Consider the following 26,279-nt stretch of genomic DNA (forward strand, 5'->3'; position numbering starts at 1 on the left):
CCAAACCACATCCAATTTCTTCTCAATAAGTATCTTGCACCACTTGATTCGTTTCTATTTTTGCATCTGACTCATTAATTGTAAAACATATGGCAATGTATCTCCCATCACACTTGTCCATGCTCCACTCGAGCCTCGATTGATCCAAACAATCGGTTGTCTAGGAGAGAGTGCGCGATAAAGTTTTTTGGTTGAGACAAGCTGAGGCTGCATGGGGGGCAATTGGGAATTGTTTTGATGTGCTTCCGCTATTAATTTTTTTGCATGCAAGTCGGAGCTAAAAAAATCTACAATCGGACTTTGATCTTGCCCAGCTAAAATTACCATGTTCCCCTCATTATCTACAATAACCCAAATACGACGAATTTCAGCTAAAACTTGGCAAACTTCCCAACCATTCGCCATTCCTTGTCCTTCAATCGTAGCTTTTTCTAATCTTTCAAGCCCTGCTACAATCTCCGGAGCAATCCCTTTATTTGGAATCTCGTTGTTGTGCGTTTTTTCTTCTACTTCATTTGCAGACTTCTCCCGCTCTGCTCTTGCTTTTGCCCTTGCCTCTCTGGTCTGTTGAACTTTTTTCTCTGTCTCGCTTACTTTTGTCTCCACCATCGGCTTTGTCTTGGCAATTTTATTGCCACCGATATGAATCTCTAGTTGAGATTCTTTTAAGCTCTTTAAACTATAAGGATTTGCCCGCTTGGATGGAAAAGAAGATTTTTCTTGCTGTGTCTCATTTGCTTCACTTCTGACTGGGTCACGACTCTTCACTGGATCACTTTTCACCGGTTCATCATGACTAACTGATTCATTTTCTACTTCAATTGGCTTCTGTTCTAAAGCCTCCTGCTGCTTTGGTTCTACAAGTTTTTCTTGTTCGATCTGAGAAGTTGCAGGTTGATCTACCTTCGATTGAAATGATTCTTGTGTTATCTGCTGAACGGTTTGTTTTTCTACTTGCTCTTCCGCTTTTTGCGTCACTTCAGATAGTGATATGCCACGAAATGGATGATTGACTGTTTTAAACCAATGATAGCCTGTATGTCTACCTTGCCATATCTTTTCCACATGCTCAGATGCTAAATAAAATTGCTCAGCAAGATTAAAATGCAAAAAAAGTGAGTCAGCGCCCACTTTTTGGGCTTTATTAAAAATCCGTTCCCATGACTGAAGTTTTGGCTCACCGCCGGAATGCTCACACATTTTTTGTGCATCTGCCTCATGTGCATAAATTGCAACAGTATACTGCTTCTTTTTATACTCTACAAGTAACATGCTATCATTTTTTGTAGGCACCCAAGCCCCTCGCATCTGGGAAAGCTGATCTACAGCCATTTCCGTTAACCACTGATGTACTAATTGTTTCTCTATAAATAGATGTGAAGTTTGACCTGGATTCAGTAATATCCCATCATATTCCGATCGATAAACGACACAGAGAAAAGGCAGAGTTGCTTCTTCTCTTAAAATCGCAGCATCTGGATGCTCAACACTTACTTGTTGTGCCAGTTCTAAATCAGTAAAAGCTACAACATATCGGCTACCTCGGTTTTGTGGTTTCCGAGCCAAGAAAGGATTCTCTGTTGATCCCTCACGCTGATAAAGAATAGATATTTTTGGTAATGACGGAATTAGAAAATCGATTAAATGCTTAGGATCAATTTGATTTTCACGAGCTTGCTGTAAGAAATTTCTAACCTCCAAATTACTTCCTCCCTATTAAACCCTAACGCTAACTAAATAAATTCTACCTTCATGATATCAAAATAATCCTGTAAAATCATTTTGGATTTACGCCTTTTGTTTCTTTCATAAAAGGGCAGTATAATGAAAGAGGTAGAAGATGTCCGTAAGGGGAGGATTTAAACGTGAATGAAACACCACGAATAGTGATCATGCAAGGGGATCAAACAGGACAAGAGCTATTAGAAGAATCATTGAGAGTCCTCGATCCTTCAGTTATACAATTGGATTTAACCCTGCAACCATTCGATCTCAGTCTAGAAAATCGTCGCAAAACAAATAACCAAGTTGTTCATGAAGCGGCAGATGCAATGCGGAAATCAGGTTATGGGTTAAAAGCTGCTACGATAACACCTGAGACGAAAAACGATGTAGGGAGTCCCAATGCCATTCTTCGCAAATCAATTGATGGCAAAGTAATCATTCGTACCGGTCGACGCATTCCTGGTGTTCGCCCAATTGCAGGAACATTTGCACCCATTTCTGTGATTCGAATGGCTGTCGGCGATGCATATGGTGCTAAAGAATGGCGTGAAGGAGAAGGGTTAGATGAAGTTGCTTTTCGAACCGAAACCATTGATCGTAAAACTTGCCGGGCTGTTGCTGAATTTGCCTTTCGTCACGCAAAAAAAACACATGCTAAAGTCTTCGGCGGTCCAAAATATACAGTGAGCCCTATCTATGAAGGTATGTTAAAGGAAGAAATGGATGCCGCAAGCCAGCGCTATCCAGAAGTAGCTTATGAACCACAATTGATTGATGCTACATATGCTCTTTTATTAAATAATAATGGAGAACCTTTGGTAATCCCTGCTTTAAATCGCGATGGAGATTGTTTGAGCGATATGGTACTCCAATTATTTGGTTCTATCGCTGGCTCTGAGTCTGTCTTAATCAGTTTTGATGAATCTCATCAACCCCATGTTGTCATGGCGGAAGCACCACATGGTACTGCTCCTTCCTTATTTGGTAAAAACCTTGCAAATCCGATGGCGATGATCTTAGCTAGCGCTTCACTGCTTACTTACATGGATGATCCAAAAGCACATCATGCATCTCGGGCTATTTATGAGGCTACCATTGAAACAGTGCGAGAAGGAACACGTACAGCTGATATTGGAGGCAGCGCGACAACTACTGAATTCACAGATGAAGTGATTGCTAAGATTCAAACAAAATTAGAAGTTTGGTCTTCACTTGATAATCTATAGAACAAAGTGCCATAGACGCTGACCACATAAGATAAGCGACTACTATACATCAGTAGTCGCTTTTCATCACTTCTCCTTTGTTCTCTTTCCACTTCTTTTCTTCTTTTTCTTAACAGCTGGTGCCTTTTTCTCACCTTTTAGAATATCTAAACCCATTTGAGGATTGGTTTGTACCTGATTAGCAAATTGTTCTAACTCCTGAAAATCTACATCAGCCTGTGTCACTTTCATTAGAAACTCCAGAACAGCACCCATTCCTCCATGATCACGAGCCTTTGCTGCTCCATCCATAATTTGCTTAAATTGATCTTCGCTGAGAACCTGTTGCCCCATCACACTGTTAATCATTTCTGTAAGTTGCTTCATCGTCATCTCACGGTTCTCCACTGTAACCACTCCTTTTCACTCTCTTCATACCATATGTGTTAATGAACTTAGATGGTACGAATGTGATCACAGTAGATGAGCCCATCTTTCTAAGCGTCCAATTTTTAAAAGTACGGATATCCGCCTGTACGATGGTCAGGTAAAACGCATAGAGTAAATCATCAAAACGATGGAAATGACCCACTTCATCATTCTCCTACTTGTTAAATCACGATACCTGTGATGAACCATTTTGAAAGGGGGTGAAAGATATGAGCGGCTGCTATGGTGGTGGTTATGGTGGTTATGGTGGTTATGGCTATGGCTATGGTTTCGGATGGCGCAGATTGTTAATCTTCCTATTGGTGATCGCAACAATCTTTGTATTCGCAGGTCACTGCTAATCAAAACGTAACAAAGTGTCTAGTACCTTGCTACAAGGTACTAGACATTTTTTAAAAATTCCTACATATTTAACCGCTATGAATCCGTAAATAAGGATGTTCTTCACCCATTAATCGAATTAATAATTGATTCTGTTCAAAAAGCATAGCTTCCATCTGTTTGTAACCAACTAGTGCCTGTTGTAACTCTCCCTGTAACATCATGATTTGCTTTTGCAGAGATTCGATCTGTGCTTCCAATTGTGATAATTGATCTAGAAAATCCAGTCGATCCAACTCTATTCGAAGATGCTGAAAGCGACGTCTGCACTCCTCAACCGAAATCCGTAGTTGTGAACTAATCGCATGGAAGACATATACTTCTTTCCAACCTTTTTTCTTACCACGCAAGTACAACTGACAGAATAAATGATTTTCTCTTTTTTGCTTATCTGTGGTCAAGGAATACACCTCACTTTCTTTAAACAAATTCTTCTTTCCTTTAGATTATGTCAATCATTCAATATCGGTATCCACCCCTGTCTTCCTCTCATCAGGATTCAACACTTGTTGATCAAGATAAGCAAAAAGTTGTAACAGATCGCGATATCTTTCTTTTACCTCTAATTGATAATCAGCGAATGAACGGTGATCATGCTCGATATTTTGCTGTTCTTGCTGAAGGCGTTGCTGTTTTGACTGACTTTTTTTTAATTTTTGTTGTAGATGCTCAACTTCTTGAACTAAGTCTTCTCTACATTTTTCAATCTGTCTCAGTGCTTGAATCGTTTGTGCTAACGAGTGAACGGATACTGCACGCTTTTCTTTTAATTTGTTATAAACTCTATGACGCTTCGCTTCTCGATAAGACTCAGGATCTTCTTGCCTTAGTACCGCGTTCCATCGAAAACCACATGCACCTGCTGTACGACCGATTTTATTCCCTACCTCAGCAAAAGCAGCAAGCTGGGTTTGACCATTGCGAATGGAATCTAAGACTACCTTTTTCAATAACGCATCTTCCTGATCTTTCCATCGACGTCCTTTCATACAATTACCCCTTCCGCCTATCTTTTATCAGCCGTGCCACATTTTATAGAATGATGAGATGCCATGAGACACTTCTGATTGTTTATATAATTTTAATGGATAATTGTCTTAATTATGACAGAAGAGGTAAATTATTATTCAAATTGGGGCAGCTTGCATATAGGAATCCCTAATTTCTGTAGTTCTTCTAAGCTCATTCGTTCCTGAGCTACCGGTAATACATCTAAACATTGTTGTAACCAAGTCAAAACGGTAGAAACATCTACATCTTGGCACATTGGAGCATATGGCTTTAAATAATAAAGCGCGGTTGTGGCTAACTTTCTGGCTCCTCTTACTTTCCCACGTTCTAACTGGTGCATAATGGCTGCCACTTGAATGAGACCATGGTAGAAATCATTATCCCGTTGATTTTGCCATAACTCTTCTAGTACCTCATGTGCTTCCCAATATTCTTTTTGGTGATAATGACGAAAAAAAGCAAAATAAAGAGGATCATAATTCATTTCACTTCTTTTCTCCTTTCGTTTTTTTAGAAAATATACAGAGAAAAAGACCAGGTCGATCCTGGTCTAATGAAAAGAGGGTCAAGATTAAGGAGTTAAAAGAAGCGTGGTAGCTGCAAGCAAGAAGGTCAATCTTACTTACGCAAATATTTTATCACGGGAGCCGAAATTTGTCGATATTTTGCCTGGAATTTACTGTATTTTTTTGCCAATATCTTATTTAAAGCCCCACTTTTTCCAAAATAGCTGCGATTTCTCACTATCTGCTAATTTCCCTTCTTTTGCTCGAACAGCTTGTCGAAATTGTACGCGGATTGCTTTATTACGAGGAAAGTATTGCAAAGCAATTTTCAAATGCTTTGCGGCCTTGTCATATTGCTCCATTTCCATCCATAAACGAGCAGACCACGCATGAAAAAGCGGCTCCTTCTCCTGATAACGTTCAGCGATCTCCAGATGCAGCAGTGCTTGTGCTTGTCTATTTTTATGTATAAATGTTTTAGCTAGTAATAAATGCGCCATCGGATCTCTGGGATTTAACTCTAAACTTTTCCATAATGCTGCCTGGGCAAGTTCCATTTGCTCATTTTGCTGCATTAGAAAACGTCCCCACTCTCGATGAGCTTTACTAAAATGAGGATGTTTTTGTAGCAATCCCTGATATAAATCATGGGCCTGCCCAGCCTCCTGTTTCGACTCCATAACTTGTGCAAATAACAGCTGTGCATCCGGATTATCACGATCCAATTGGAGAGCAGATTCTACGGCTACCTGCGCTCGATCCCAATCTTGTTTCCGGGCCTCTAAACATGCAAGTTCCAAGTAACCTTCAATATCTGGCTTTTTTGCAATCATTCGTTCAATCCGTGAACGAATGCGATGATAACTAACTGACTGCAGTGCTTTGCCTTGGATATACACAATTGAGTGAGCATCTATGACAGGTTTTGCCATCTTGCTTCCTCCTTCATCAATTCTGTCACTGGCGCAATCCCGTCCACAATGATTAGATTGTATCCCAAACAAATGCTTTTGTCACGAGTACCATCCAATCAATCTTGTATGTTCAACTTTAATACAACGATCCATGACTACCTGTAATCCATGTTGTTGTGCTTTTAATCCAGCCTGTTCGTGAATAACTCCTAATTGCATCCAGACCGCTTTTGCCTTGATCTGAATCGCCTCGTCAACAATTGGGGGAACAAATTCACTACGTCTAAAAATATTTACAATATCAATTGGTTCACCTATCTCACTTAATGAAGCATATGGCTTTTCACCCAAGACCGGTTCGGTTAGCATCGGGTTAACAGGAAAAATCCGATAGCCCACTTGTTGCATAGCTGCTGCAATCATATAACTTGTTCGCTCAGGGTTAGCAGATAAACCGACAACTGCTATATTCTTTGATGTTGTTAATAATTCTTTACGTTCTAAATCAGTTAGGGTTTTCATCATAACACATCCTTCTACATTATTTAAAGGTGATCATTTGCTGCATACGTTTCACAAACTCTAAAACCGAAAAATTTTCATCTAACTGATGATAATATGCTTTCTTTACCCATTCCATCATCCAAGATGGAATCTTGCGGCCTTTAATCAAGTCATAGAACAGTTCATAGCCCTGCACAAGATGACTCCAGCGCAAATCATCACCTGGCATTAAATATTCAGAAACATCAATCACCTTGGCATGCCCATTTTGTAGTAACACATTTTTCAAGTGAATATCTCTTGGATTGAGTCCCTGAGTACGAGCATAATGACGTGCTTGCTCGACCTCTAAGACTATTTGTTTTGGAATGATGATCCCTCTTTCAAGACATTCATATAGTGTGGGCCCCTGTTCATAACTTAAACAAAGATAATCATCCCCTCGAAAAAAAGCTTGCGCAAAAAAAGGGGATGGTTGTAATCGTTGATATACCTTATATTCATTTTCAATTTTATAGATTCTATTTTCAGTATATACTTTAAAAACACGTGTTGGTTGGCTCTCATGTTGTACAACGACTGCATCTGTGCCAATACCGATCAAGGTAAAATCATCAGGAATCGAGTGAATGATAACTGATTGATTATCTGGATGTGGTGCTATTTTCACTTTTCCGATCAGGTCTTCTATTGTATCAATATTCATTTGATTCCTCCCACCTCTTATCCAATTAACTATACTTTTCCTCACTTTTCTCTGTCAATCCTACAGACTTATCTTACTTCCTCTTAGTAGCGATCATATCAACTCTATCTATTCTTTTACTTTTTTGCTAGAATAAGTGACAAAATCATTTTTCGGAAGGCTGAGGTGAAACTATGGTACCCCGTACACTTTTTGAAAAGATATGGGATCGACATGTGATTGAACAAAATGAAGGGAAACCAGCGTTACTCTATATAGATTTGCACCTAGTTCATGAGGTGACTTCACCTCAAGCATTTGAAGGATTGCGCTTAGCTGGTCGACAAGTACGCAGACCAGACTTAACAATTGCCACTGTTGATCATAATGTACCCACAACTGATCGTGGATTTCCACTTACTGATCCAATTTCGGAAAAACAATTAAAAACACTAGCGGAAAACTGTAAAGAATTTGGGATTCAATTATTTGATCTCTTTCATCCACAGCAAGGTATCGTTCATGTAATTGGTCCTGAGTTGGGTTTGACGCTTCCTGGAAAAACGATTGTTTGTGGTGATAGCCATACGTCAACACATGGGGCTTTTGGGGCACTCGCCTTTGGTATTGGCACAAGTGAAGTCGAACATGTTTTGGCTACCCAATGTCTCCCACAAAATAAACCAAAGACAATGGAAGTTCATTTCAAAGGAAAATTGGCTCCAGGGATCACAGCAAAGGATGCGATCCTTGCCTTAATCGCCAAAATTGGTACTGCTGGCGCGACTGGCTATGTGATTGAATACACGGGTGAAGCAATCGAACAAATGTCAATGGAAGAGCGTATGACAGTCTGTAATATGTCGATTGAAGCAGGTGCTCGCGCAGGGATGATTGCCCCAGATCAAACAACATTTGACTACTTGCGTGACCGTGTCTATGCACCAAAAGGGGAAGATTATCAACAAGCTGTTGCCGATTGGAAAGAGTTACGTACTGATCTAGGAGCAAGTTATGACTATCGTATTGAAATTGATGCTAGTACCATTGCTCCACAAGTTACTTGGGGTACGAGTCCTGGGATGGGCACAGATATTACACAACGCGTCCCTGATCCTCGTTCATTTGCCTCAGAACAAGAGCAAAAATCAGCTGAGCTCGCTCTTCAATATATGGGCCTACAATCAGGAACACCTATGGACGAGATTTCAGTTGATCGTGTTTTCATCGGTTCCTGTACCAACTCACGTATTGAAGATTTACGTGCAGCAGCAAAGGTAGTTGCTGGTTATCAGGTTGCGCCTACTGTAAAAGCAATGGTTGTTCCTGGTTCACAACAGGTGAAAATACAAGCAGAACAAGAAGGGTTAGCCGAAATTTTCCAAGAGGCAGGTTTTGAATGGCGCGAATCAGGCTGTAGTATGTGTCTAGGCATGAACCCAGATATCCTACAAGCAGGAGAGCGTTGTGCCTCCACCTCCAATCGCAATTTTGAGGGTCGCCAGGGTCGCGGTGGACGAACTCATCTTGTTAGTCCCGCAATGGCAGCAGCCGCTGCGATTAAAGGTCACTTCTACGATATACGAAACTGGAACTATCAGGAAAAAGGAGTGAGTGCAACATGGAGCCATTAAAACAAATAAACGGTATTGTGACACCGCTAGATCGTGCCAATGTTGACACAGATGCAATCATTCCAAAGCAATTTTTAAAAAGAATTGAGCGAACTGGTTTTGGACAATTTCTTTTCTATGATTGGCGCTTTGATTCACAAGGAAACCCTGACCCTGCCTTTGTCTTGAACCAAAATAAATATCAGAGTTCTAATATCTTACTCGCTCGTGACAATTTTGGTTGTGGCTCTTCAAGAGAGCATGCGCCTTGGGCACTTTCAGACTTTGGTTTTCGAGTTGTCATCGCGCCATCTTTTGCTGATATTTTTTACAACAATTGTTTTAAAAATGGCATGTTGCCGATCACACTTTCTGAAGAACAGGTCGATACTTTATTCCAAAGAGCAACTGGTTCAACACCCGATCAGTTGACCATTGATTTAGAAAAACAAACGATTTCAGATGCAGCAGGTAAACCATTGTTTCATTTTGAAGTCGACTCATATCGTCGCACTTGTTTGCTACAGGGGCTCGATGACATTGCAATCACTTTACAGTCGGCAGATCGTATAGCCCAATATGAGCAAACATTACCTTCATATCTCTCTATTCGTTAAAAGCACCCTATCATAGGGTGCTTTTATTTTATCATCAATATATAACATTTTATATATTTAGCATACATCTATTAAACAATATGGTATATTAGAAGAAAATCAGACTGAGAGGGGTTGTTGATCATATGCCTCTCTCCAACCATTCACGCCAAGGCAAACTTCGTTTTACTATCCAGTGGGTTCTGCTGCTCATTACATTAATAGGATCTATAGCTTGTATTTTACTGATTCAATTTGAACATGATCATCATTTGGTTGCAGTAGTCAACTGCAATTCCATTACACAAAATGATTTAAAAACTGATTTTTCAACAGGTGAGCTCCATTTCAAAAATACTGATCACTTCTCGATCTCGGCGGTCAATCGGATTCATTTGCGGTCTTATTTTCCGACATCCATTCTCTTAGCTTCACAACCTATTTATCAGATTGTATATTTAGATCAATCTTTTGCTCCGATCAATATACCACAAGTCTTCACCAATCAACCGATGACCACGCACAACCGACGTATTGTTGTAATTCAAAAAGCAACTTGGAGACCACATTTTCAACATACCGTTCAAAGAGTAACTGTTAATCAATGCTTTGCCAATGATGTATTCGAAATGAGATATGATCCATTACCTAAATCTCATGAAGACTTTCATTAGAAAAAGACTGCCATTTTGTAGTTACAGATTGATGAAAAACTCTTTTGAGCGAGTGGAGGGGTGATCGGCAAAGCTCCATTTCGAGCGCAACTTAGCGGAATGGCAGCTGAAGTGGCATTTTCCCTTCGGGCAAACTGTTTGAGTCTCCGCAGGCGAATGCTGGAGGAGGTGAGTTTTGACCGGCCACGAAGGCTGACAGAACGCGGACAGACCCCACACCCTTGCTAGCCCGGATCGGAGCGTCGCCGAGAACCACGACCATGAGCCGATTACATGTCTTTGTCTACAAGCTGAGACTACCAATTTGGTAGTTATTTTTTTTCAGCTGGGTGAAAACGTCGATCCACTCGATAGAGACTGATTGCGATGAGTGCAGAGAGTAAAACTTTTGCTAGGTCTCCTGGGATAAAGATAAACCATGTTTTGGTCAAACTATTCATGGTAAAGGGTAATCCTGTACTAATCAGGAGCCACGGTACCCCAATGCCAAAGATAATGATGCTTCCTCCGAGTAAATTAACGCCGATCAAATGCCAAAATTTCACTTCTCCTCGCTTCGCTACCCATCTGACTAGCATACCAATGGCAAAGCTAGCAATCGGCCAGCTAAAAATAAAACCACCAGTAGGGCCAAAGAGAGTTCCTACTCCACCACTACCCCCTGATAAAATGGGGAGACCTATTCCAGCTAATGCAATAAATACAATGATACTTAATGGACCATAACGAGGTCCTAATAATAAGCCACTTAATAAAACGATTAATGTTTGTAGTGTAATCGGCGCAGGACCCACTGGAATACTAAATTGCCCTGCTACAGCTAATAAAGCTGCAAATAAAGCGGCTAAAATAAGTTGTCGCAATGAGGTATTCTGTTGTGTCATGATGTCGCTCCTTCTTTATGTCAAAAGCAAATTAGATGATACCTTTGTCAGTCTAACCTTATTCCCTAATAATCGTCAACCATTTTGTTTTAGTAGTTTACAATTTAAATAACCAAATACCTTTGCTTTCTAATGGTAAATAGATATACTAATTACAAACTGACCCATCGAAAATCGAGACATGTACCTTGTGTACCTGAGACCTTAGGAGGTTTATCAAGAGTCGATCTTGACTTCGTATCGACTCATAAAACTGTGGAATTCAATCAGGAAAGGTAATGGAACTCAAAACGTACTGGATCGCTGGTATCGTGGGGGTCACCCTGATACTCAGCTCGATCCTTCCCTGGGGGGCAGAGACTGAAGACGATGTACAACCTGTACTCGTCATCATTCTCCTCCCAACCCACTCCACGCCACCTCATACATCCGTCGGTTGTGAGGATGGCAAGACGCAGTGTTTCAACCTCGAAACAACGAAGGTGAGGACGAAATGAAGTCGCGCTTCAACTGGACCAACCTCAGGCAGCGGCGCGTGCTGCTCTGGTTCATGGTGGGCGTCCTGGCGCTCGGAGTCATCGCCGGCGCCTTCTGGCGCAGCATCGTCACGAGCGACGACAAGCCCAAGCAGCCGCCGGCCATCAGCGTCGAGCAGGCCCAGCCCGACATGCAGGCCCAACCGAAGGACTCGACCCCGGTCTGTCGGCAGCGACCGAAGGTGATCCAGGTCGATGCGCGAAACCAGGTGCAGATCGACAACGCCTGCATCCAGAAGCAGTCGGGTCGCGAACTGTTCGCGAAGCTCAAGGTGACCCGCCTCGTGGGCAACGACCCGCTGGCGGTGTACATGTGGTTGTCGGTGGACGACGGCAAACTGGGTCTGGGTCGCAAGAAGATCGGCATCATGGCCGACGGTCGCGAACGCCCGCTGAAGTGCCAGATGCCGTCCGGCACGAAGGTGCTGACCTGCTACTTCAAGCGGGAGTACTCCGCTCCGAGCCGGATCTCCACGGTGGGCCAGGTCACGACCATCGACCAGCAGCCCGACGGGTGGACCAACCCCAACGCCTCACCGCGTGTGATCACGGGTGGAGAGATGTACTTCTACCCCGAGGACAGCTCGTCGAACATCTTCGGCTGGCTGTTCCACTGACGTTCCACGTCTCAAGTACTGAGGTAGTTCCACAGTGAGTCCCGAGGTGGCGACCGGTGCAAGCCGGTTCGCCACCTCGGCTCGTTTCTAGGCATAAAAAAACCGGAGCGATTTACTCCGGTTTCTCTGCAAATAATATACCATGATCTTTGTTTTTCCAGAAGAAATAGTAGTATCCGTACTCGAGTAAGAGCGAAACAGTAAATGAGACTGGATATGCAAGCCAAATGCCATCTAATCCCATTCCCCAAACTTTTGATAGTAGGTACGCTACAGGTACTTGTACACCCCAAACGGTAAAGATACCAATAACTGTTGGCCAAAAGACGGTTCCGCTGGACCGCATCAATCCAGAAACAATCATGGCATGTCCAAAGATCATATATGACCAGAGTACCATCAATAGTGTTTTCTGAGCCATTTCAAGCGTAACTGGATCAACCAAGAACCATGCCAAAATATATTCACTAAATAGATATGAGATCCCTACAAGGATAATCCCCATGATATAGTTAAGTAAAATTCCACTTCGAAGCAATGCTCCCAGCCGATGGACGGCACGCGCACCAATCAATTGAGAACCAAAGATACCTACTGCCATCGACAAACTAATAGCCGGCATCTGTACATAGGTGATCACCTGAATCACCGCACCATATGCGGCAACTGCACGTTCCCCATGCATATTAATCAAAAAGATAACCGCAAGCTCTGACAGTGAAACAGACACCATCTGAATACTTGTTGGAATCCCGATCTTTACCATCAATAATAAAATTTCCCGGTCAATTCCAATCTCCCGCACAAAGCTCCAATCAAGAGCAAGCAGATGTTTTTTATATGCTAAATAAACAACCAATATAATCATGGTAATCAATAATGATAAAATATTTGCAAACGCTACCCCTACTAAGCCAAAAGCTGGCACTCCTAACCATCCAAATGCAAACCAAGGTGAAAACAAAATTTGCAATGCAGTACTAATAATTAAAAAGTAGAGTGGTGTTTTTGAATCACCTGTCCCACGTAGGAAAGTCGTATATATGATGTATACAAACCAGAGCGGCATACCAATAAACATCACGCGTGAAAATTGAACTGCGCCCTCAATAATCGTGGGTGGAGACTGAATGAGGATTAACAAATCACGTGCAAAGGCATATCCAGCTATTCCTACAATCACACCTAAAATTAGCGCAAATTTTAATGAAGTATTGACTGTTTTTCGAATCCGTTCTTGATCGCCTGCGCCAAATGCTTGTCCAATTAAGACAGAGCTCGCACTACCAAGACCGAAAACAAACGAGATCATAAAGAACATCACTGGCATTACTACATTCAGTGAAGCAAGTGCAGTTTCTCCGATCCCTTTCCCGACAACGCTCGACCCTACTGTTCCTCCTAATGATTGCAACACATTACTCAGAATAAAAGGAATCAAAAAAATCAATAGCGGTTTCCACATTGCTTTCTGCGGATCGAGTAAATCAGGGTTTACATGACCAACTTGCTGTGATTGTGCCGATGCTGTTGATTCTTCCTGATCGGGCACCAATACAGCGACTTCCGACGCATTTTGTTCTGTGCTCATAAATCAAGCCCCTTTCACTAAGCACTTCAACCCGCAGCACAAAAAAAGAAAATAGCTGTTGCCATGCCATTTTCCTAACGGACATGTATTCTTATTATTTTTTACAGCGTCTTACATTATGACATATTTATATTTAAATGTCTATATAATTTTCTAATCTGATTTTGATAGTCGAGCAGGCGCTTCATTAAAAACAACATAGTTCAAATTGATATTTAAGAACATCATATCTCTTCCTGTTCGTTGGTCACGTAATACAAAATAATCACGACCAACCCGTAACAACTTACCTGTAAATGTCAATGCATTCCATTCTTTATTTTGATCATAGGTTAGATAGACCGTTATTTTTTGACCAATATTTTTCTCCATAAAGTCTTCAGAGTAATTACGTGCGCTAGTTGGTCTTTGTGGCGATGGGGTTTGTGGTTGACGTTGTTGGATCATCATTGTATAAGGATCACAATAGTTCCAATACATCTTTTTCAGTCCTTTCTTTATTCTCTAAAATACACTTGGACAATTTTGCTGGGTTGGTTGATAAAAGCAATGATTTTTGTATTGTCCACTAAATGGCTGATTAAACCATGTGCTACTACATGTATTCACAGGTCGATAAAACCATAATGAAAACTCCGCTGGTGAATAACGCTTTCCAGCAATGACCTGACGTGCCAATTGAATATCTCTTGCACGGGCTGCTTGATAGAAATATGGTTTTTGTACTGACTCATAACCACCAGGGCTTTGGAAGACCATTTGTGTAATGGTGCGTATATCTTTAAAGTCGAGACAATCAACGCGCACCCGATTGATGGAGACATTGCCAACGAGCAGCATACCTAAATCTCCCTCTCCTTCTGCTTCTGCTCGCATCAAACGGGCTAATAATTGTACTTCCTCTGGTTTGTGACGTACAACTGCCATGACATCCCTCCTACGTTAAACGCTATGATTTATTGTTAAAAAAAAGAACCGAATCTCTTATTCGGTTCATTATCTATTCGTGATTTGTGCCAACTTAACTAGATCATCTGGTTGTCTTGGATCATCAAGTGCTGCTCGATTGCGAATCTGCTTTCCACAACGTGTGCATTCAAATACAATCTGATACCCCTTCTTTGATTGATACACCCAGTCAATCGGCTTCATCAAACCTTGACAGGTGGCCCTGCGATCACCTGGAGTCTCTAAATCAATATGAAGGGAATAAAAACAATAAGGACAATGATTTCGATAACTGCCATTTAGTAGTGGCAATACTTCTCTACCACAGTTCGCACAAGTAAATCCTGTATTTTCAAGATCTCTTTTTTTCTTCATTTTCTCCTTATCACCGCTCATAAACAATTTGTCCATTTACAATCGTTTGAATCGCTGTTGCTTTTCGTAACTCCTCATCTTCCACTGTAAGTAAATCATGGTCAAACACTGAGATATCTGCCTGTTTCCCTACGGATAGTGTACCACGTTGATGCTCTTCATTCGCCGCATAAGCACTTCCTTTTGTATAAAGCTGTAGAGCTTGTAGCCGGTTGAGTCGCTCCTTTGGAAGATAGCCCTCTTTTGGAGCATCGGCAGCTAATGAATGTCGAAAAACTGCGGTATAAAAGCCCTTAATTGGTGATAATGGCTCGATGGGAGCATCACTACCACCTGCACATTGGATTTCTGCTTCGATCATACTACGCCAAGCATATGCATAGCGAAGTCGTTCCTCGCCAAGACGTCTTTCCACCCAAGGAAAGTCGCTCGCTACAAAATGCGGCTGAATATCAACAGCTATTGGCATTTGCTTTAACTGCTCTAATAAATCCTGACGTAATAGTAATGCATGAATTAAGCGATGTCGCAAAGGCGAAGCCGATTTTCCAGGTGCAGATCGATATTTTTGCATAACCGTTAACGTCTCTTCAATTGCTTGATCACCAATTGCATGAATGGCTATCGGCAATCCCCGATTGGTTGCTTGCTTTGCTAGATCATGCAATTCTTCTACAGAATGGATCGATATACCCGTCGATTTCTCTGGATCATCTGCATAAGGCTGCGTTAGCCAAGCTGTTCTTCCTCCAAATGTACCATCAGCAAATATTTTGACAGCCCCAAGTGAAAACCATTCATCTGCTTCTAGCTGATTTTTATCTAATTCATCCCATTCAGTTACATAAGGGTAGTAGATTAAGTGATGTGTTCGCAATCCTATTCTTTTTTGATGTAAATCTCGATAAAGATCGATCAGATTATGGAGACTTCCAATCTCTCGTAAATCATCAGTATGGATACCCGTTAACCCTTCTTTTAACGCCATCTTCATCGCCCGTTCAATCTGTTGCCGCCGTTGCTGTAGACTGATGTGCTTTTGCGCTTCTTGAAAAGGCAACACTGCTTGATCATAGACCCAACCATTTAATTTACCAAATGGATCACGACCATAAATTCCCCCTGATGGATTTTTTACTTCCTCTGTTAATTCAGCTCTACGATATGCCGCCTCATTGACTAAATAAACATGTTCACAAACTCGACTAAGCAAAAGAGGACGCCCTAAACTCGCTTGATTTAACTCTGCTAAGTCTGGCATTCGTCCTTCCATCCGTTCATCATTCCACCCATATCCAATGATCCATTGATCGAGCGGAATTTGCGCTGCTTCTGTACGAATTGTCGCTAATAGCTCATCTTTGTCTTTACAGCCTGATAAATCAAGCTGATCCAGTTTGGCTCCAAGCAATGCGATATGTAAGTGACTATCAACGAATCCAGGATATGCGTAACCACCATCTAAATCGATCTTTGTAACATCTGTTCGACCAAATTGTCGCATAATCTCCTCAGCAGAGCCAATCGCCATGATCCGTCCATTCTCAGTATAGAGTGCCTCTACCTGCGGCCATGTTTCATCTAATGTTGTAATCATTCCATTATAGAAAATTTGTTTATCCATCATGATTCCTCCAATAGTAGATTGAGCAATTGGTAATCATCACCTGTTTTAAACGAACACACATTTGCATATAATGACAGAAAAGAGAATTTATGTTCGTAGGAGCGATGAGAAATGGGTTCTCGTATCATTTTTCTTGTTGATATGCAATCTTTTTATGCCTCAATCGAAAAAGCAGATCACCCAGAATGGAAAGCAATACCTCTCGTCGTTTCGGGTGATCCAAAGCGGAGAAGCGGCGTAATCTTAGCTGCTTGCCCACTTGCAAAAGCATATGGTGTTCGTAACGCAGAAACATTATGGCAAGCACAACAAAAATATTCACAGTTAAAGGTAGTTCGACCCCGTATGCAACGTTATCTAGAGGTTTCGCTTCAGTTAACACAGATTATGGAACGTTTTACCGATCTGGTAGAACCATACTCAATCGATGAACAATTTATGGATCTTACAGGAAGTCAACAACTCTTTGGTTCTACGATACAAATGGCGCAAACAATCCAACAAACGATTCATGAGAAATTAAATCTTCCGGCTCGAATTGGCATTAGTGATAATAAAGTAGTGGCAAAGATGGCTTGTGATCACTTTGCCAAAAAAAATGAAACAGGTATTTTTCACCTTCCTAGCGATCAAGTTCCCGAAATTCTTTGGCCACAACCGATTGAATCATTATTTGGCGTAGGGCGTCGTATGGCAAATCATTTTCGTCGCATGGGCATACGAACCATTGGCGAACTAGCCCAGTTCCCTGTTGATCAACTAAAAAAGAGATGGGGAATTCATGGACAAGTCTTGTGGATGAGCGCCAATGGCTATGATCACTCACCTGTCACCCGAAACTCTTTTCAAAAACCCAAGTCAATTGGTCACCAACTAACCTTACCTCGAGATTATTATACAGAAAAAGAGATTCAAGTTGTTTTGCTTGAACTATGTGAAGAAGTTTGCCGGCGAGCTAGAAGACAACATTATCACGGAAAAAAAGTAACCGTGGGCTGTCGTTCAGCCGATTTTGATCACCCTCACGGTTTTTCTAGGCAAATTCAGATGTCTACATACAGTCACCATGCTCCCACCCTTTTTCCCTATGCTTGGAAACTCTTTGAAACTTTTTGGGATGGGAAGCCAATCCGTTCATTAAGTGTAAGCCTTTCCTCATTAGCCCCAGATGACCTTGTGCAATTAGATTTATTTACGGATCATCTACAACATCAGCGTTTAGATCAAGCAATGGATATCATCCATGACCGCTATGGGGCAACAGCATTGCTCCGTGCCTCTTCTCTGCTCCCAGCTTCACAGGTCAAAGAACGTGCTAAGAAGATAGGAGGACATTATCGATCATGATCCTTAACCGAAAAAACCTCCTATGGGAAGGAAGTCGCATGTTTCTGCCTGAGCATCGAGAACAATTGAAAGAGCAACGTGATGCGTCATCTAAGCAATCTTTACCGATGTGGGACGAAGATTATATTCAAGAAATGAATTTTTTAATTCAAGAAGCGATTCACTGTGGTTTTCCGATTCGAGTCACATATTTCGAACAAGGAAAGCAGCGTACTTTCTATGGCTTTATTCATCAAGTGTATCCACACGAGCTTGCTCTTTTACTCGTCAACGGTCGCGAAAAGCGACGAATCCATTTTTCAACATTGATGCAGCTTGAGCGGTGGGAGAATGATGAACATGAACAAACAGATTAGAATAATAATCTCATAATATACAAGGGATTTTTTTCAAAGATAGACTCAAACGAATGACGTTTATAAAATTGAAATGCAGGGTTATCTCGATGAACACTGAGAGAGAGCCCGTTAAATCCTTCGCGTTGCGCTTGTTGAATTAAGCGTAATAATAATTCACTGCCAAATCCACAACCACGAAAAGCAGGACGTAACGAGATGACCAATTCAGGCATATGAGCATCAATAAAACCAAATCCAGCATGATGAGCATCAAATTGCCGAAACCAGGCCATACCGATTGGCTCATTCCAACCACTCTCTTCTAGCACAAAACCCATATCTCCTTCACGTCCCCAACCATTGAGATAGTAGAGGAAGGGAGCTTGCCCCATAATCTCCCAAGGGGGAGAAGACGTGCCCGATGGCACAAATAAGGTAAAATAATAGAATAATGGTAACCATGAAACATCGTCTCTTCTTAACACCCGTAAACGAACCATTGTTCCACCTCGATCAACCCATAAAGTATTATGTTCCATCTTTTCCATCATTCTGTCATTTTAAACAATAAAGGAGTGATTCCCATTGATCTCAGTTCAAAACATTTATTGTGTTGGGCGTAACTATCAACTTCATGCAGCCGAATTGGGCAACCGTATTCCAAGTAAACCGATCATCTTCTCCAAACCAACGCATGCACTTGTAGAGGCAAAAGGACAGTCGTTAATCGTTCCGAGTGGAGAGGATGAACTTCATCATGAGCTAGAGTTTGTGATTCATATCAAACAGCCATATCAACCAGGTAGAATCGTTACAGAACTGGTTAATCAATTTGCTCTAGGGCTCGATCTCACAAATCGTGATGAACAGACAAGGCTAAAACAAAAAGGGCACCCTTGGCTATTAGCAAAGGGTTTCCGCAACTCAGCTATTATAACAAAGCTTCGCTCATTTGAAGGAATCGAGGCAAGTCAAGCGCATGATTTTATGCTGATCAAAAACGGAAATATTGTCCAGCGGGGAAATCTCAATGAGCTCATTTTCGATCTACAAACATTGATCGATTATATCGGCACCCATTTTGGACTGGGCAAGGATGACCTCATCTACACAGGGACACCATCAGGAGTCGGAACCATACATAGTGGTGACCATCTACAAATGAAGTGGGGAGATGAAATACTGGGGGAGTGTATCATCGAGATAGAATAAATGAAAAACCCTGCTATCCAATGCAGGGTTTTAGTAGGTAGAAAAGCTCAATTTGTTCAAAGAAGAAGGAAATAGCATTGGATAGCAGGAGAAGAAATCGTGGAGTCAATATTTCGCGGCAGGCGGAAAAATGCTCCTTCACCCGCATTTTACTAGGCGCTACAAAGCTACGTCTGTGTAGCGAAGATTAGGCGGTAGTACTGTCTGCACACTCCGTGCACAAGTTTCGCTAAGCAGCTTACGCTGCAAGTCTCACTGACGCGCATAGCCGAGTTGATACCGCCCTGAGTGAGCAGACGTGGCGTCTTGAATACATCCTTGTAGCCTGAATTGGAGTCGAAGCGTGAAATATTGGCGGAACCATTACCTGTATCTACACACCGAATGCCATCCAACATAAGGTTCTATTTTTCTACGATTTAGTTGTTTGTAGCGATTTTGATTTACTTACAACTTCACCATAGGCCAGTACAGGGCGGATCTGTTCGACTCTCCAACGCTCACTCACTGAGGATTGCCAAGCATCATTGTGTTGATTCAGCAACATTCCCAAATATGTCCCTTGCTTATCATAAATCAACACATCATCCACTACATGCGCCGCTGACTTCTCCAACGATTCGATACATTGCTCAACCTCATGATCCTTTGCCTGATGAGGTGAATGTAAGAGCACAAAACTAAGACCTGTTTCATTACGATGAGGAACAAAAAGCGATGGTTGTAGAATCGGTCGATGTACCAGCGGCAAACGATAAAGGTTTGTTACATCTTCTACCACGGCACTAGCCGTTGGCTTCTCCCCTGCACCTTGTCCAACCAATGTAATATCTTGTGCCTGATCAGCCTCTGCTGTGATCGCATTATAAACACCACTTACACCAGCTAATGGATGTTCATGGGGTACAAGTGTTGGCATTACAGAACAACTAACAGGACCATTTTCACCAAATTGCTCCGCTTGTGCTAACAGCTTGAACTTATAACCCAACATATTTGCTAATTGCAGTTCAACACGCTTTACATCTGAGATTCCGCGCCGGGGAATCTCATCTACATTGACAGCAACGCCAAAGACAATCCGACTTAAGATGGCTGTCTTATGTGCTGCGTCGATACCTTCAACATCTGCGGTAGGATCAGCCTCCGCATACCCTTTTTGTTGAGCTTCAGCTAATACATCATCAAAATCACGACCACCTTCATCCATTTGGGTCAGAATAAAATTGGTCGTTCCATTGACGATTCCCATTACTTTATGAATGCGATTCACCTTTAGGAAATGTTGTAGCGTTCCTAAAATAGGGATTCCTCCACCAACACTTGCTTCATAGAGTAACTGTACACCCTTCTCTGCTGCCAATTTTTCCAATTCCACACCATGACGTGCAACTAATTCTTTATTGGCTGTCACCACATGACAGCCATGCTCAATTGCTTGTTTCACATAAGTAAGAGCAGGCTCTACTCCGCCCATCGCTTCTACTACAACATCTACCTGCTTGTCTAAAACATGAGCAAACTGATCTGTTAGTAGATGGTGAATACCTTTTAAATTTCGTTCTTTATCTAAATTTCGGACTAAGATACTTTGAATTTCAAAATACCGTCCTGTCTGTCGTGCAATGACATCTTGATTTGTCGAAATCATTTTATATACGCCTGTTCCAACTGTTCCTAAACCAAGCAATGCTACATGAACTTGTTCCATGATGAGTGATTCCCCCTCTAAATGGCATAAAAAAGCTCTCTTCATCGGATAAGAAGAGAGTGATCACACAATATCCTATGTCTTCTTATCTGCTATTTATTTGTTCTGTGTCCGCGTATAAAAGACAAACGTCTTTCTGTCCAAGACTGATATCTAACATTATGGAACAGGGAGCAAATCTTGTCAACCGTGAAATTCAACCAATTCATTTTTCATCATTCTTCCACATCTTTATATAGTCACTCGACTGCTACTTGTCATTAAAAGTTTCTTTTGCCATAATAGCCTTGATAAGATGATGGCCCTGTCAATATATATAATCGACGGGGACCACTTGGTGCTACTCATTTTCCTACACCTTCAGAGAATAGAGGGACACATGTCCGGATTTGGTGACTACGAGGAGCAGCAGATGGAGCGTGCTCGGCGGGAGCAGCAGGAAAGGGACACCAAGAAGAGCCAGGGAGACAACTAATAAAACAAAAACGAACTGCTTGTTTTTCTTAATCCATTCAAAGCACCAGGCGAGGAATTTCTTCTCGCCTGGTGCTTTGCTATGTAGAATTACTAATACATACTATATAATTCAAGCATTTCTCGTAAGTATACTGTATTTTTATTTTATAAATTCTATAATAAAATAAATCATCAGAAGGAAGGATAGCTCATGTTAAACTACCGCTTAGAAGGTTTGTCGATTCAAAACAGCAATCCACAAAAACCGATTGAGGACGCCTATGTCGTTACTTCAGTCGGAAAAGATCAAGAAGTGATTGCAGTACTTGATGGAGCAACGGGTCGATATGGTTTATCTGGAAAGATCGCTTCTGAAACGTTTCAACAGGAATTAGAAACCATGCAGGAAAAGGATACACTACTTGAAGTATTGGAACGAGCAAATCAAAAATTAGCGAGCAAGGCGATCGCAAAGTTTGAAGAATTGATTGCCCAAAAAGCACTCCCTGCTGACTTTATTGAACAATATAGAAGTATTCAAGAGACTGACCCACAAGAAATCATCACCAAAATTGACCCTGCTTACAGTACAAGCACCGCAGGGGTTATTATCAAAATCGACCGACGTAAAGACGAGATGGAATTGGTTCAAACAGGTGACTGTATGGCAATTGCAAAAATGGAAGATGGCCAAATTCAACCACTTACAAAGGACCATGTAGCAAAAAGTGATTTATTTTCTTATCATGCCCAGCAAATAGCGAGGGATCAATTGATGAAGGAGCAAAACATCAAAAATCTCTCAAACCTTTCAACAGAAGAATACCAAGCATTTCAATCAGAAGTACAAAAAAGAATGGAACTAACCTTAAAAACAGGGCGACGCAATGCGAATCATACAGGTTCTTCGCCAATATCTGGCGGAGCGGTCCTCCTATCAAATGAACATGATCAAGGTTCATCATACGCCTATCCTATTTTTAATGGCGTTCCTATTGACCTGACCCTCCACCATCAAACCATTCCTTTAAAAAATATAAATGAATTATTGCTGCTAAGCGATGGTCTCGTTGTACCACAACCTCGAATTGGAGCGGATGGATGGCAACTAGCAGGTGAACTCGTCTTCAATGAGGAAGGGAAAGGGTTAAACAGTCTGTTAGAGATAGTTCAACTGATCGAAACAATTGATCCTCGTATGGAATATTTTAAAGATAGAGTAAAACCAGATGATGATAAAACAGCCATTCATCTGTGCTTTGAACGATCACGATCACAGCACCCGCTACAAACTAAGCTACAGCAAAGAGCAGAAGCAGATCGACCAACCCTTGAAGTCCAATTGATCTCTGATCGCGATCATGCCGATGTCACTTTTTCATACCAAACACGCTAAATATGATCCAGAGTTAGGGGTTCTCGCTCGTAAAGGTATAACATCAACTGCCCTGTCGTCTCAATTCGCCAATCAAGCTGTTCGAATCCAGATAGTATCAATGGTTCAGTCCGTTCACGTTGTACGACAATCTCTCCGCTATTCGTCAATAATGAATCCCTAAAACAAACCTCAGGGAGTGGAATAGTTAAGGATTGCTTGCCAATTTGTATGGTAATCGATTCGATTTCACTTGACCACTGATCAGAGGTGAACAGGACTGGCGCGCCGACCCATGCTTCTCGAGTATCTTTTCCTCGAAAAATGCGAAGGCATGGGAAAGCGCCAACCCATGTTGTAGAGTTAGCAGACCCCTTCTTACCAATCAATCCCGCCCATGCAACAGATATACTTACTGATTCTGTATGTGCAAATGATAAACTTCGCAAAAGAGGCGTCAGTTGAATCATTTTCATTTTCTCGTTATGCTGCTGTAGCCAAGCAGTGGAGCCGATTGGTGTTATCCAGTCAATCTGTGTCAATGGTAATGCGATGGGCTCACCGCCAATGTGCAGGGATGTGACATCTTTGTCAGCAAGATGTTGACTGAGCATAGCTAGATCACCTTGATCCTCCATCCATTCACTTAAACGCATTGGTACAGTCGCAATATCTGAATCCTCATCTTGTTGATGATGAAACCATGATGTCGCTAATTCCACATCAACGATATGATCTTGTGTTAACCATCCTAAACGGGCATTTTCAGGGTTGATTGAATCGATATTCAGGTCATTTTCTTTGAATAGATAAGAAACAAAATACATGAGACCCCCCCATTTATCCCATTGCTTTTCATGAGCATATTCAAAAAGAAAAGAAGCCAGAACAAGGCTTCAAGCCAAAATAATTTATTTATAAATAGAAAACTTTTGCATTTGCAATATCTAATTCTAACGTTTCAGACACGATTTGATCAATCGCTTCTGGAGTGGCTAATTCTAAACATTTCCTCTGGCAGGTTTTAAGTTTTACATCTGTTGAGAAGAAGTCTTCTATCTGATGATGAATGATTTCAGGTTGTGTTGCCCAAGCTACTTTTTTTGTAAGTAAGTGCTGCTGATTTGCCTCTTCTTGACCTGGAAATGACTCAAATAAATACATCGGCAATTGTTTGGCTACCGCTTCTGTAATCGTCACACCGCCTGGCTTAGTAATGAGTAAGTCCGCGGCTGACATCCACAGCGGAATATCTTGTCGATATGACTCGATTTGAACATGATGCTCCAAAAAAGACTCTGATAACATTTGAAAGAGTTGTTCATTATTACCTGTCATCACTACAAAATGCACTTCTTTCAGTTGTCGAGCTTTCTTTACTAACTCTTCAAAAGGACCTAGACCGGCTCCTCCTCCCATCATGAGAACAATGGGTTGTTTGAAAGGCAATCCAAGATTTTCCTTTGCGATTTCCGCAGGGATTTCTTGATAAAAAGATCGATCAATGGGAATACCTGTCTCTAAAATCTCCGTTCCTAAAGTCCATTCAATGCGTTCAATTTGAGTACGAGATAATAAATGACGTGGAATACACAATAAATCAGGGACACGTGCGAACCAAACTGGATGCAATTCATAATCAGTAATGACTCCAACGCTTGGAATATCTAACCAACGTGTAGGTACAACCAACAATGCAAAGGGATGTGTCGTTACAATTTTCGTCGGTTGTAAGTCATCCAATAGTTGATTCATCTTTTTACGAATTGTCCATCCCATTTTAGCTATAAAACCTGTTGACATCGAGCGAATCCATTTGGATTGATGAGTCCAATCATACAAATAATGATAAAAACGGGGAAAACGATTTAACATACCTAGATATGAGTTCTGCAATAAAGGATGAAAGGTTTTGGGAATCAGATCCAACAAATCGATCATCTCAACTTGTACCCCAGGCTGTTGTTGAAACTCAGCTTGTAATACCTTGGCAACAGCATTATGACCGGTTCCAAAACCCATAGAAAGAAGTAAAATTCGTTCCATGTGTTGACTCCCTACCATATTCCAAAATTTGTCTTCAAAGACTTGTTTCTCTTCTCGACACTGCTTCTCCAATTATACTGATTTCTCCAATCGGCTGCATCTACTCATTTATTATATTATAGGTTATGTTTTGATTTGCAATTCACCCCAAAAGAAACGTATACTTTTATTAAGAAAGTATTCCATGTAATTATGGTGCTTCATTTTTAATGAACTTCTATTTTTTTATTTATGAAAAGGAGAGTAGCATGGAACAATTCAAGTATTCACTCGAAGAATTTCTAAGACAGACCGGTCAAAAAGACAACGGTGGTGGCACATTTGAACTTGAATCACCCCAAACACTCGAAGTTAATTTAAATGGACAAGTCTGGGCAAAAGCGGGATCAATGATTGCATATGATGGTGATATTCGTTTTAAACGTGAAGGAATTTTAGATCATGGAATCAGTAATTTAATCAAACGTTCCATTTCCGGTGAAGGAACACAGTTAATGAATGCTGAAGGATACGGTTCACTTTATTTAGCTGATTATGGTAAAAATATCTCTATTCTGAATCTGCAAAACGACTCTCTCTATGTAAATGGAAACGATGTGCTGGCATTTGAGCCAACATTAAAATGGGATATTAAAATGATGCGCAAAGTAGCTGGCATGCTGCAAGGTGGGCTCTTTAATGTTCGTTTTGATGGTACAGGCATGGTAGCGATCACCTCTCATCATCGCCCATTAACACTTGTCGTTACCCCAAACCATCCAGTTGTAACGGACCCTAATGCTACGGTTGCTTGGTCAGGTAGCCTAACACCTGAGTTTAAAACTGACATCTCACTACGTACCTTACTGGGTCGAGGTAGTGGAGAAACTTTCCAAATGCGCTTTGAAGGAAACGGTTTTGTTGTTGTACAGCCATACGAAGAGATTTATATGCAAGGTCGTGCTTAGTATTT

At 41.4% G+C, this 26,279-nt stretch carries 30 protein-coding genes; 11 read left to right on the forward strand and 19 right to left on the reverse strand.

The features are described 5' to 3' along the window. Window positions 1–54: 54 nt before the first annotated feature. Window positions 55–1,701 carry a hypothetical protein gene (locus BUB71_RS06580; protein WP_073154018.1) on the reverse strand — a complete coding sequence of 549 codons (1,647 nt, stop codon included), beginning with the start codon at window positions 1,699–1,701 and terminating at the stop codon, window positions 55–57. A 191-nt stretch (window positions 1,702–1,892) separates the two neighbouring features. Here BUB71_RS06580 and BUB71_RS06585 point away from each other — a divergent pair, with 191 nt between their 5' ends. Then, window positions 1,893–2,951, forward strand: coding sequence for an isocitrate/isopropylmalate family dehydrogenase (locus BUB71_RS06585; protein ID WP_073154112.1), 1,059 nt, complete (start codon window positions 1,893–1,895; stop codon window positions 2,949–2,951). 66 nt (window positions 2,952–3,017) lie between these two features. Here the strand turns inward: BUB71_RS06585 and BUB71_RS06590 are convergent, their stop codons facing one another. Together BUB71_RS06590 and BUB71_RS06595 are read right to left on the reverse strand one after the other, a co-directional pair. Continuing rightward, entirely contained in the window at window positions 3,018–3,338 is a 321-nt protein-coding gene (locus BUB71_RS06590; RefSeq protein ID WP_139279002.1) for a hypothetical protein, read from the reverse strand. Further along, window positions 3,325–3,522, reverse strand: coding sequence for a hypothetical protein (locus BUB71_RS06595; RefSeq protein ID WP_073154020.1), 198 nt, complete (start codon window positions 3,520–3,522; stop codon window positions 3,325–3,327). Before BUB71_RS06595 ends, BUB71_RS06590 begins: the two co-directional genes overlap by 14 nt. Before the next feature lie 67 nt (window positions 3,523–3,589). Here BUB71_RS06595 and BUB71_RS19840 point away from each other — a divergent pair, with 67 nt between their 5' ends. Continuing rightward, a complete protein-coding gene (locus tag BUB71_RS19840; protein WP_217653536.1) occupies window positions 3,590–3,721 on the forward strand; it encodes a sporulation protein YjcZ in 132 nt (43 codons plus the stop codon). Between the two features lie 69 nt (window positions 3,722–3,790). On the opposite strand, the gene BUB71_RS06600 is transcribed toward BUB71_RS19840, so the two are convergent. The 6 genes from BUB71_RS06600 to BUB71_RS06625 all read right to left on the reverse strand — a co-directional run bounded on the left by BUB71_RS06600 (window position 3,791) and on the right by BUB71_RS06625 (window position 7,402). Beyond that, entirely contained in the window at window positions 3,791–4,162 is a 372-nt protein-coding gene (locus BUB71_RS06600) for a hypothetical protein (RefSeq protein WP_139279003.1), read from the reverse strand. Window positions 4,163–4,216: 54 nt separating this feature from the next. Continuing rightward, window positions 4,217–4,750, reverse strand: coding sequence for a hypothetical protein (locus tag BUB71_RS20190; protein ID WP_073154022.1), 534 nt, complete (start codon window positions 4,748–4,750; stop codon window positions 4,217–4,219). Window positions 4,751–4,884: 134 nt separating this feature from the next. Next, entirely contained in the window at window positions 4,885–5,256 is a 372-nt protein-coding gene (locus BUB71_RS06610) for a DUF309 domain-containing protein (protein ID WP_073154023.1), read from the reverse strand. 216 nt (window positions 5,257–5,472) lie between these two features. Then, window positions 5,473–6,210 (reverse strand): tetratricopeptide repeat protein, encoded by a 738-nt coding sequence (locus tag BUB71_RS06615; protein WP_073154024.1) that lies wholly within the window; start codon window positions 6,208–6,210, stop codon window positions 5,473–5,475. 81 nt (window positions 6,211–6,291) lie between these two features. Further along, on the reverse strand, window positions 6,292–6,717 hold the full coding sequence (locus tag BUB71_RS06620; RefSeq protein ID WP_073154025.1) for a CoA-binding protein: 426 nt from the start codon (window positions 6,715–6,717) through the stop codon (window positions 6,292–6,294). 16 nt (window positions 6,718–6,733) lie between these two features. Continuing rightward, window positions 6,734–7,402, reverse strand: coding sequence for a hypothetical protein (locus BUB71_RS06625; RefSeq protein ID WP_073154026.1), 669 nt, complete (start codon window positions 7,400–7,402; stop codon window positions 6,734–6,736). A 173-nt stretch (window positions 7,403–7,575) separates the two neighbouring features. Between BUB71_RS06625 and leuC the strand changes: the two genes are divergently transcribed. From leuC to BUB71_RS06640, 3 genes are all read left to right on the forward strand, one after another. Then, window positions 7,576–9,015, forward strand: coding sequence for a 3-isopropylmalate dehydratase large subunit (gene leuC, locus BUB71_RS06630; protein WP_073154027.1), 1,440 nt, complete (start codon window positions 7,576–7,578; stop codon window positions 9,013–9,015). Beyond that, the gene (gene leuD / locus BUB71_RS06635; RefSeq protein ID WP_073154028.1) at window positions 9,003–9,611 is read left to right on the forward strand and encodes a 3-isopropylmalate dehydratase small subunit; all 609 of its coding nucleotides are present in this window, start codon (window positions 9,003–9,005) and stop codon (window positions 9,609–9,611) included. The genes leuC and leuD overlap by 13 nt, the downstream gene beginning before the upstream one ends. Before the next feature lie 125 nt (window positions 9,612–9,736). Continuing rightward, a complete protein-coding gene (locus tag BUB71_RS06640; RefSeq protein WP_073154029.1) occupies window positions 9,737–10,264 on the forward strand; it encodes a hypothetical protein in 528 nt (175 codons plus the stop codon). Between the two features lie 311 nt (window positions 10,265–10,575). Here BUB71_RS06640 and BUB71_RS06645 read toward each other — a convergent pair whose 3' ends face one another. Continuing rightward, window positions 10,576–11,148 (reverse strand): biotin transporter BioY, encoded by a 573-nt coding sequence (locus BUB71_RS06645; protein ID WP_073154030.1) that lies wholly within the window; start codon window positions 11,146–11,148, stop codon window positions 10,576–10,578. 457 nt (window positions 11,149–11,605) lie between these two features. On the opposite strand from BUB71_RS06645, the gene BUB71_RS06655 reads away from it, so the two are divergent. Beyond that, window positions 11,606–12,301: a hypothetical protein gene (locus tag BUB71_RS06655; protein WP_139279004.1), complete on the forward strand. Its 696-nt coding sequence runs from the start codon at window positions 11,606–11,608 to the stop codon at window positions 12,299–12,301. A 112-nt stretch (window positions 12,302–12,413) separates the two neighbouring features. On the opposite strand, the gene BUB71_RS06660 is transcribed toward BUB71_RS06655, so the two are convergent. From BUB71_RS06660 to BUB71_RS06680, 5 genes are all read right to left on the reverse strand, one after another. After that, complete coding sequence (locus BUB71_RS06660; protein WP_245815537.1) at window positions 12,414–13,892, reverse strand: MATE family efflux transporter; 1,479 nt, start codon at window positions 13,890–13,892, stop codon at window positions 12,414–12,416. A gap of 153 nt (window positions 13,893–14,045) precedes the next feature. Continuing rightward, window positions 14,046–14,372 carry a spore coat protein GerQ gene (locus BUB71_RS06665; protein WP_073154033.1) on the reverse strand — a complete coding sequence of 109 codons (327 nt, stop codon included), beginning with the start codon at window positions 14,370–14,372 and terminating at the stop codon, window positions 14,046–14,048. A gap of 24 nt (window positions 14,373–14,396) precedes the next feature. After that, a complete protein-coding gene (locus BUB71_RS06670; protein ID WP_073154034.1) occupies window positions 14,397–14,819 on the reverse strand; it encodes a cell wall hydrolase in 423 nt (140 codons plus the stop codon). A 69-nt stretch (window positions 14,820–14,888) separates the two neighbouring features. After that, window positions 14,889–15,215, reverse strand: a complete 327-nt coding sequence (locus tag BUB71_RS06675; protein ID WP_073154114.1) for an RNHCP domain-containing protein — start codon at window positions 15,213–15,215, stop codon at window positions 14,889–14,891. 10 nt (window positions 15,216–15,225) lie between these two features. Further along, the gene (locus BUB71_RS06680; protein WP_084731192.1) at window positions 15,226–16,842 is read right to left on the reverse strand and encodes an amidohydrolase; all 1,617 of its coding nucleotides are present in this window, start codon (window positions 16,840–16,842) and stop codon (window positions 15,226–15,228) included. 111 nt (window positions 16,843–16,953) lie between these two features. On the opposite strand from BUB71_RS06680, the gene BUB71_RS06685 reads away from it, so the two are divergent. Together BUB71_RS06685 and BUB71_RS06690 are read left to right on the forward strand one after the other, a co-directional pair. Then, window positions 16,954–18,189, forward strand: a complete 1,236-nt coding sequence (locus BUB71_RS06685) for a DNA polymerase IV (protein WP_073154036.1) — start codon at window positions 16,954–16,956, stop codon at window positions 18,187–18,189. Continuing rightward, a complete protein-coding gene (locus BUB71_RS06690; protein WP_073154037.1) occupies window positions 18,186–18,545 on the forward strand; it encodes a YolD-like family protein in 360 nt (119 codons plus the stop codon). Before BUB71_RS06685 ends, BUB71_RS06690 begins: the two co-directional genes overlap by 4 nt. On the opposite strand, the gene BUB71_RS06695 is transcribed toward BUB71_RS06690, so the two are convergent. Further along, on the reverse strand, window positions 18,542–19,066 hold the full coding sequence (locus BUB71_RS06695; RefSeq protein ID WP_073154038.1) for a GNAT family N-acetyltransferase: 525 nt from the start codon (window positions 19,064–19,066) through the stop codon (window positions 18,542–18,544). The two genes, BUB71_RS06690 and BUB71_RS06695, sit on opposite strands and share 4 nt — an antisense overlap. A 46-nt stretch (window positions 19,067–19,112) precedes the next feature. On the opposite strand from BUB71_RS06695, the gene BUB71_RS06700 reads away from it, so the two are divergent. Further along, window positions 19,113–19,739, forward strand: a complete 627-nt coding sequence (locus tag BUB71_RS06700; protein ID WP_073154039.1) for a fumarylacetoacetate hydrolase family protein — start codon at window positions 19,113–19,115, stop codon at window positions 19,737–19,739. Window positions 19,740–20,151: 412 nt separating this feature from the next. Here BUB71_RS06700 and BUB71_RS06705 read toward each other — a convergent pair whose 3' ends face one another. After that, window positions 20,152–21,450 carry a homoserine dehydrogenase gene (locus BUB71_RS06705; RefSeq protein ID WP_073154040.1) on the reverse strand — a complete coding sequence of 433 codons (1,299 nt, stop codon included), beginning with the start codon at window positions 21,448–21,450 and terminating at the stop codon, window positions 20,152–20,154. A gap of 667 nt (window positions 21,451–22,117) precedes the next feature. On the opposite strand from BUB71_RS06705, the gene BUB71_RS06710 reads away from it, so the two are divergent. After that, window positions 22,118–23,302 (forward strand): protein phosphatase 2C domain-containing protein, encoded by a 1,185-nt coding sequence (locus BUB71_RS06710; RefSeq protein WP_073154041.1) that lies wholly within the window; start codon window positions 22,118–22,120, stop codon window positions 23,300–23,302. Here the strand turns inward: BUB71_RS06710 and BUB71_RS06715 are convergent. Both BUB71_RS06715 and BUB71_RS06720 read right to left on the reverse strand, forming a co-directional pair. Continuing rightward, window positions 23,299–24,108 (reverse strand): hypothetical protein, encoded by an 810-nt coding sequence (locus BUB71_RS06715; protein ID WP_073154042.1) that lies wholly within the window; start codon window positions 24,106–24,108, stop codon window positions 23,299–23,301. The genes BUB71_RS06710 and BUB71_RS06715 overlap by 4 nt on opposite strands. Window positions 24,109–24,196: 88 nt before the next feature. Continuing rightward, window positions 24,197–25,327 carry an MGDG synthase family glycosyltransferase gene (locus BUB71_RS06720; RefSeq protein WP_175552306.1) on the reverse strand — a complete coding sequence of 377 codons (1,131 nt, stop codon included), beginning with the start codon at window positions 25,325–25,327 and terminating at the stop codon, window positions 24,197–24,199. Between the two features lie 248 nt (window positions 25,328–25,575). Here BUB71_RS06720 and BUB71_RS06725 point away from each other — a divergent pair, with 248 nt between their 5' ends. Continuing rightward, complete coding sequence (locus tag BUB71_RS06725; protein ID WP_073154044.1) at window positions 25,576–26,274, forward strand: AIM24 family protein; 699 nt, start codon at window positions 25,576–25,578, stop codon at window positions 26,272–26,274. The last annotated feature ends 5 nt before the right edge of the window (window positions 26,275–26,279 follow it).

Origin of the sequence: Seinonella peptonophila, from assembly GCF_900129355.1 — a bacterium.
GTDB classification, from domain to species: domain Bacteria; phylum Bacillota; class Bacilli; order Thermoactinomycetales; family Thermoactinomycetaceae; genus Seinonella; species Seinonella peptonophila.

What these genes read in the sequence shown, in the direction of transcription:
- BUB71_RS06585 (WP_073154112.1), top strand. Translation starts at nt 1,893, where the DNA reads ATGCAAGGGGATCAAACAGGACAAGAGCTATTAGAAGAATCATTGAGA.
- BUB71_RS19840 (WP_217653536.1), top strand. Translation starts at nt 3,590, where the DNA reads ATGAGCGGCTGCTATGGTGGTGGTTATGGTGGTTATGGTGGTTATGGC.
- BUB71_RS20190 (WP_073154022.1), bottom strand. Translation starts at nt 4,750, where the DNA reads ATGAAAGGACGTCGATGGAAAGATCAGGAAGATGCGTTATTGAAAAAG.
- BUB71_RS06610 (WP_073154023.1), bottom strand. Translation starts at nt 5,256, where the DNA reads ATGAATTATGATCCTCTTTATTTTGCTTTTTTTCGTCATTATCACCAA.
- BUB71_RS06615 (WP_073154024.1), bottom strand. Translation starts at nt 6,210, where the DNA reads ATGGCAAAACCTGTCATAGATGCTCACTCAATTGTGTATATCCAAGGC.
- BUB71_RS06620 (WP_073154025.1), bottom strand. Translation starts at nt 6,717, where the DNA reads ATGATGAAAACCCTAACTGATTTAGAACGTAAAGAATTATTAACAACA.
- BUB71_RS06625 (WP_073154026.1), bottom strand. Translation starts at nt 7,402, where the DNA reads ATGAATATTGATACAATAGAAGACCTGATCGGAAAAGTGAAAATAGCA.
- leuC (WP_073154027.1), top strand. Translation starts at nt 7,576, where the DNA reads ATGGTACCCCGTACACTTTTTGAAAAGATATGGGATCGACATGTGATT.
- leuD (WP_073154028.1), top strand. Translation starts at nt 9,003, where the DNA reads ATGGAGCCATTAAAACAAATAAACGGTATTGTGACACCGCTAGATCGT.
- BUB71_RS06640 (WP_073154029.1), top strand. Translation starts at nt 9,737, where the DNA reads ATGCCTCTCTCCAACCATTCACGCCAAGGCAAACTTCGTTTTACTATC.
- BUB71_RS06645 (WP_073154030.1), bottom strand. Translation starts at nt 11,148, where the DNA reads ATGACACAACAGAATACCTCATTGCGACAACTTATTTTAGCCGCTTTA.
- BUB71_RS06660 (WP_245815537.1), bottom strand. Translation starts at nt 13,892, where the DNA reads ATGAGCACAGAACAAAATGCGTCGGAAGTCGCTGTATTGGTGCCCGAT.
- BUB71_RS06665 (WP_073154033.1), bottom strand. Translation starts at nt 14,372, where the DNA reads ATGTATTGGAACTATTGTGATCCTTATACAATGATGATCCAACAACGT.
- BUB71_RS06670 (WP_073154034.1), bottom strand. Translation starts at nt 14,819, where the DNA reads ATGGCAGTTGTACGTCACAAACCAGAGGAAGTACAATTATTAGCCCGT.
- BUB71_RS06675 (WP_073154114.1), bottom strand. Translation starts at nt 15,215, where the DNA reads ATGAAGAAAAAAAGAGATCTTGAAAATACAGGATTTACTTGTGCGAAC.
- BUB71_RS06680 (WP_084731192.1), bottom strand. Translation starts at nt 16,842, where the DNA reads ATGATGGATAAACAAATTTTCTATAATGGAATGATTACAACATTAGAT.
- BUB71_RS06685 (WP_073154036.1), top strand. Translation starts at nt 16,954, where the DNA reads ATGGGTTCTCGTATCATTTTTCTTGTTGATATGCAATCTTTTTATGCC.
- BUB71_RS06690 (WP_073154037.1), top strand. Translation starts at nt 18,186, where the DNA reads ATGATCCTTAACCGAAAAAACCTCCTATGGGAAGGAAGTCGCATGTTT.
- BUB71_RS06695 (WP_073154038.1), bottom strand. Translation starts at nt 19,066, where the DNA reads ATGGAACATAATACTTTATGGGTTGATCGAGGTGGAACAATGGTTCGT.
- BUB71_RS06705 (WP_073154040.1), bottom strand. Translation starts at nt 21,450, where the DNA reads ATGGAACAAGTTCATGTAGCATTGCTTGGTTTAGGAACAGTTGGAACA.
- BUB71_RS06710 (WP_073154041.1), top strand. Translation starts at nt 22,118, where the DNA reads ATGTTAAACTACCGCTTAGAAGGTTTGTCGATTCAAAACAGCAATCCA.
- BUB71_RS06715 (WP_073154042.1), bottom strand. Translation starts at nt 24,108, where the DNA reads ATGTATTTTGTTTCTTATCTATTCAAAGAAAATGACCTGAATATCGAT.
- BUB71_RS06720 (WP_175552306.1), bottom strand. Translation starts at nt 25,327, where the DNA reads ATGGAACGAATTTTACTTCTTTCTATGGGTTTTGGAACCGGTCATAAT.
- BUB71_RS06725 (WP_073154044.1), top strand. Translation starts at nt 25,576, where the DNA reads ATGGAACAATTCAAGTATTCACTCGAAGAATTTCTAAGACAGACCGGT.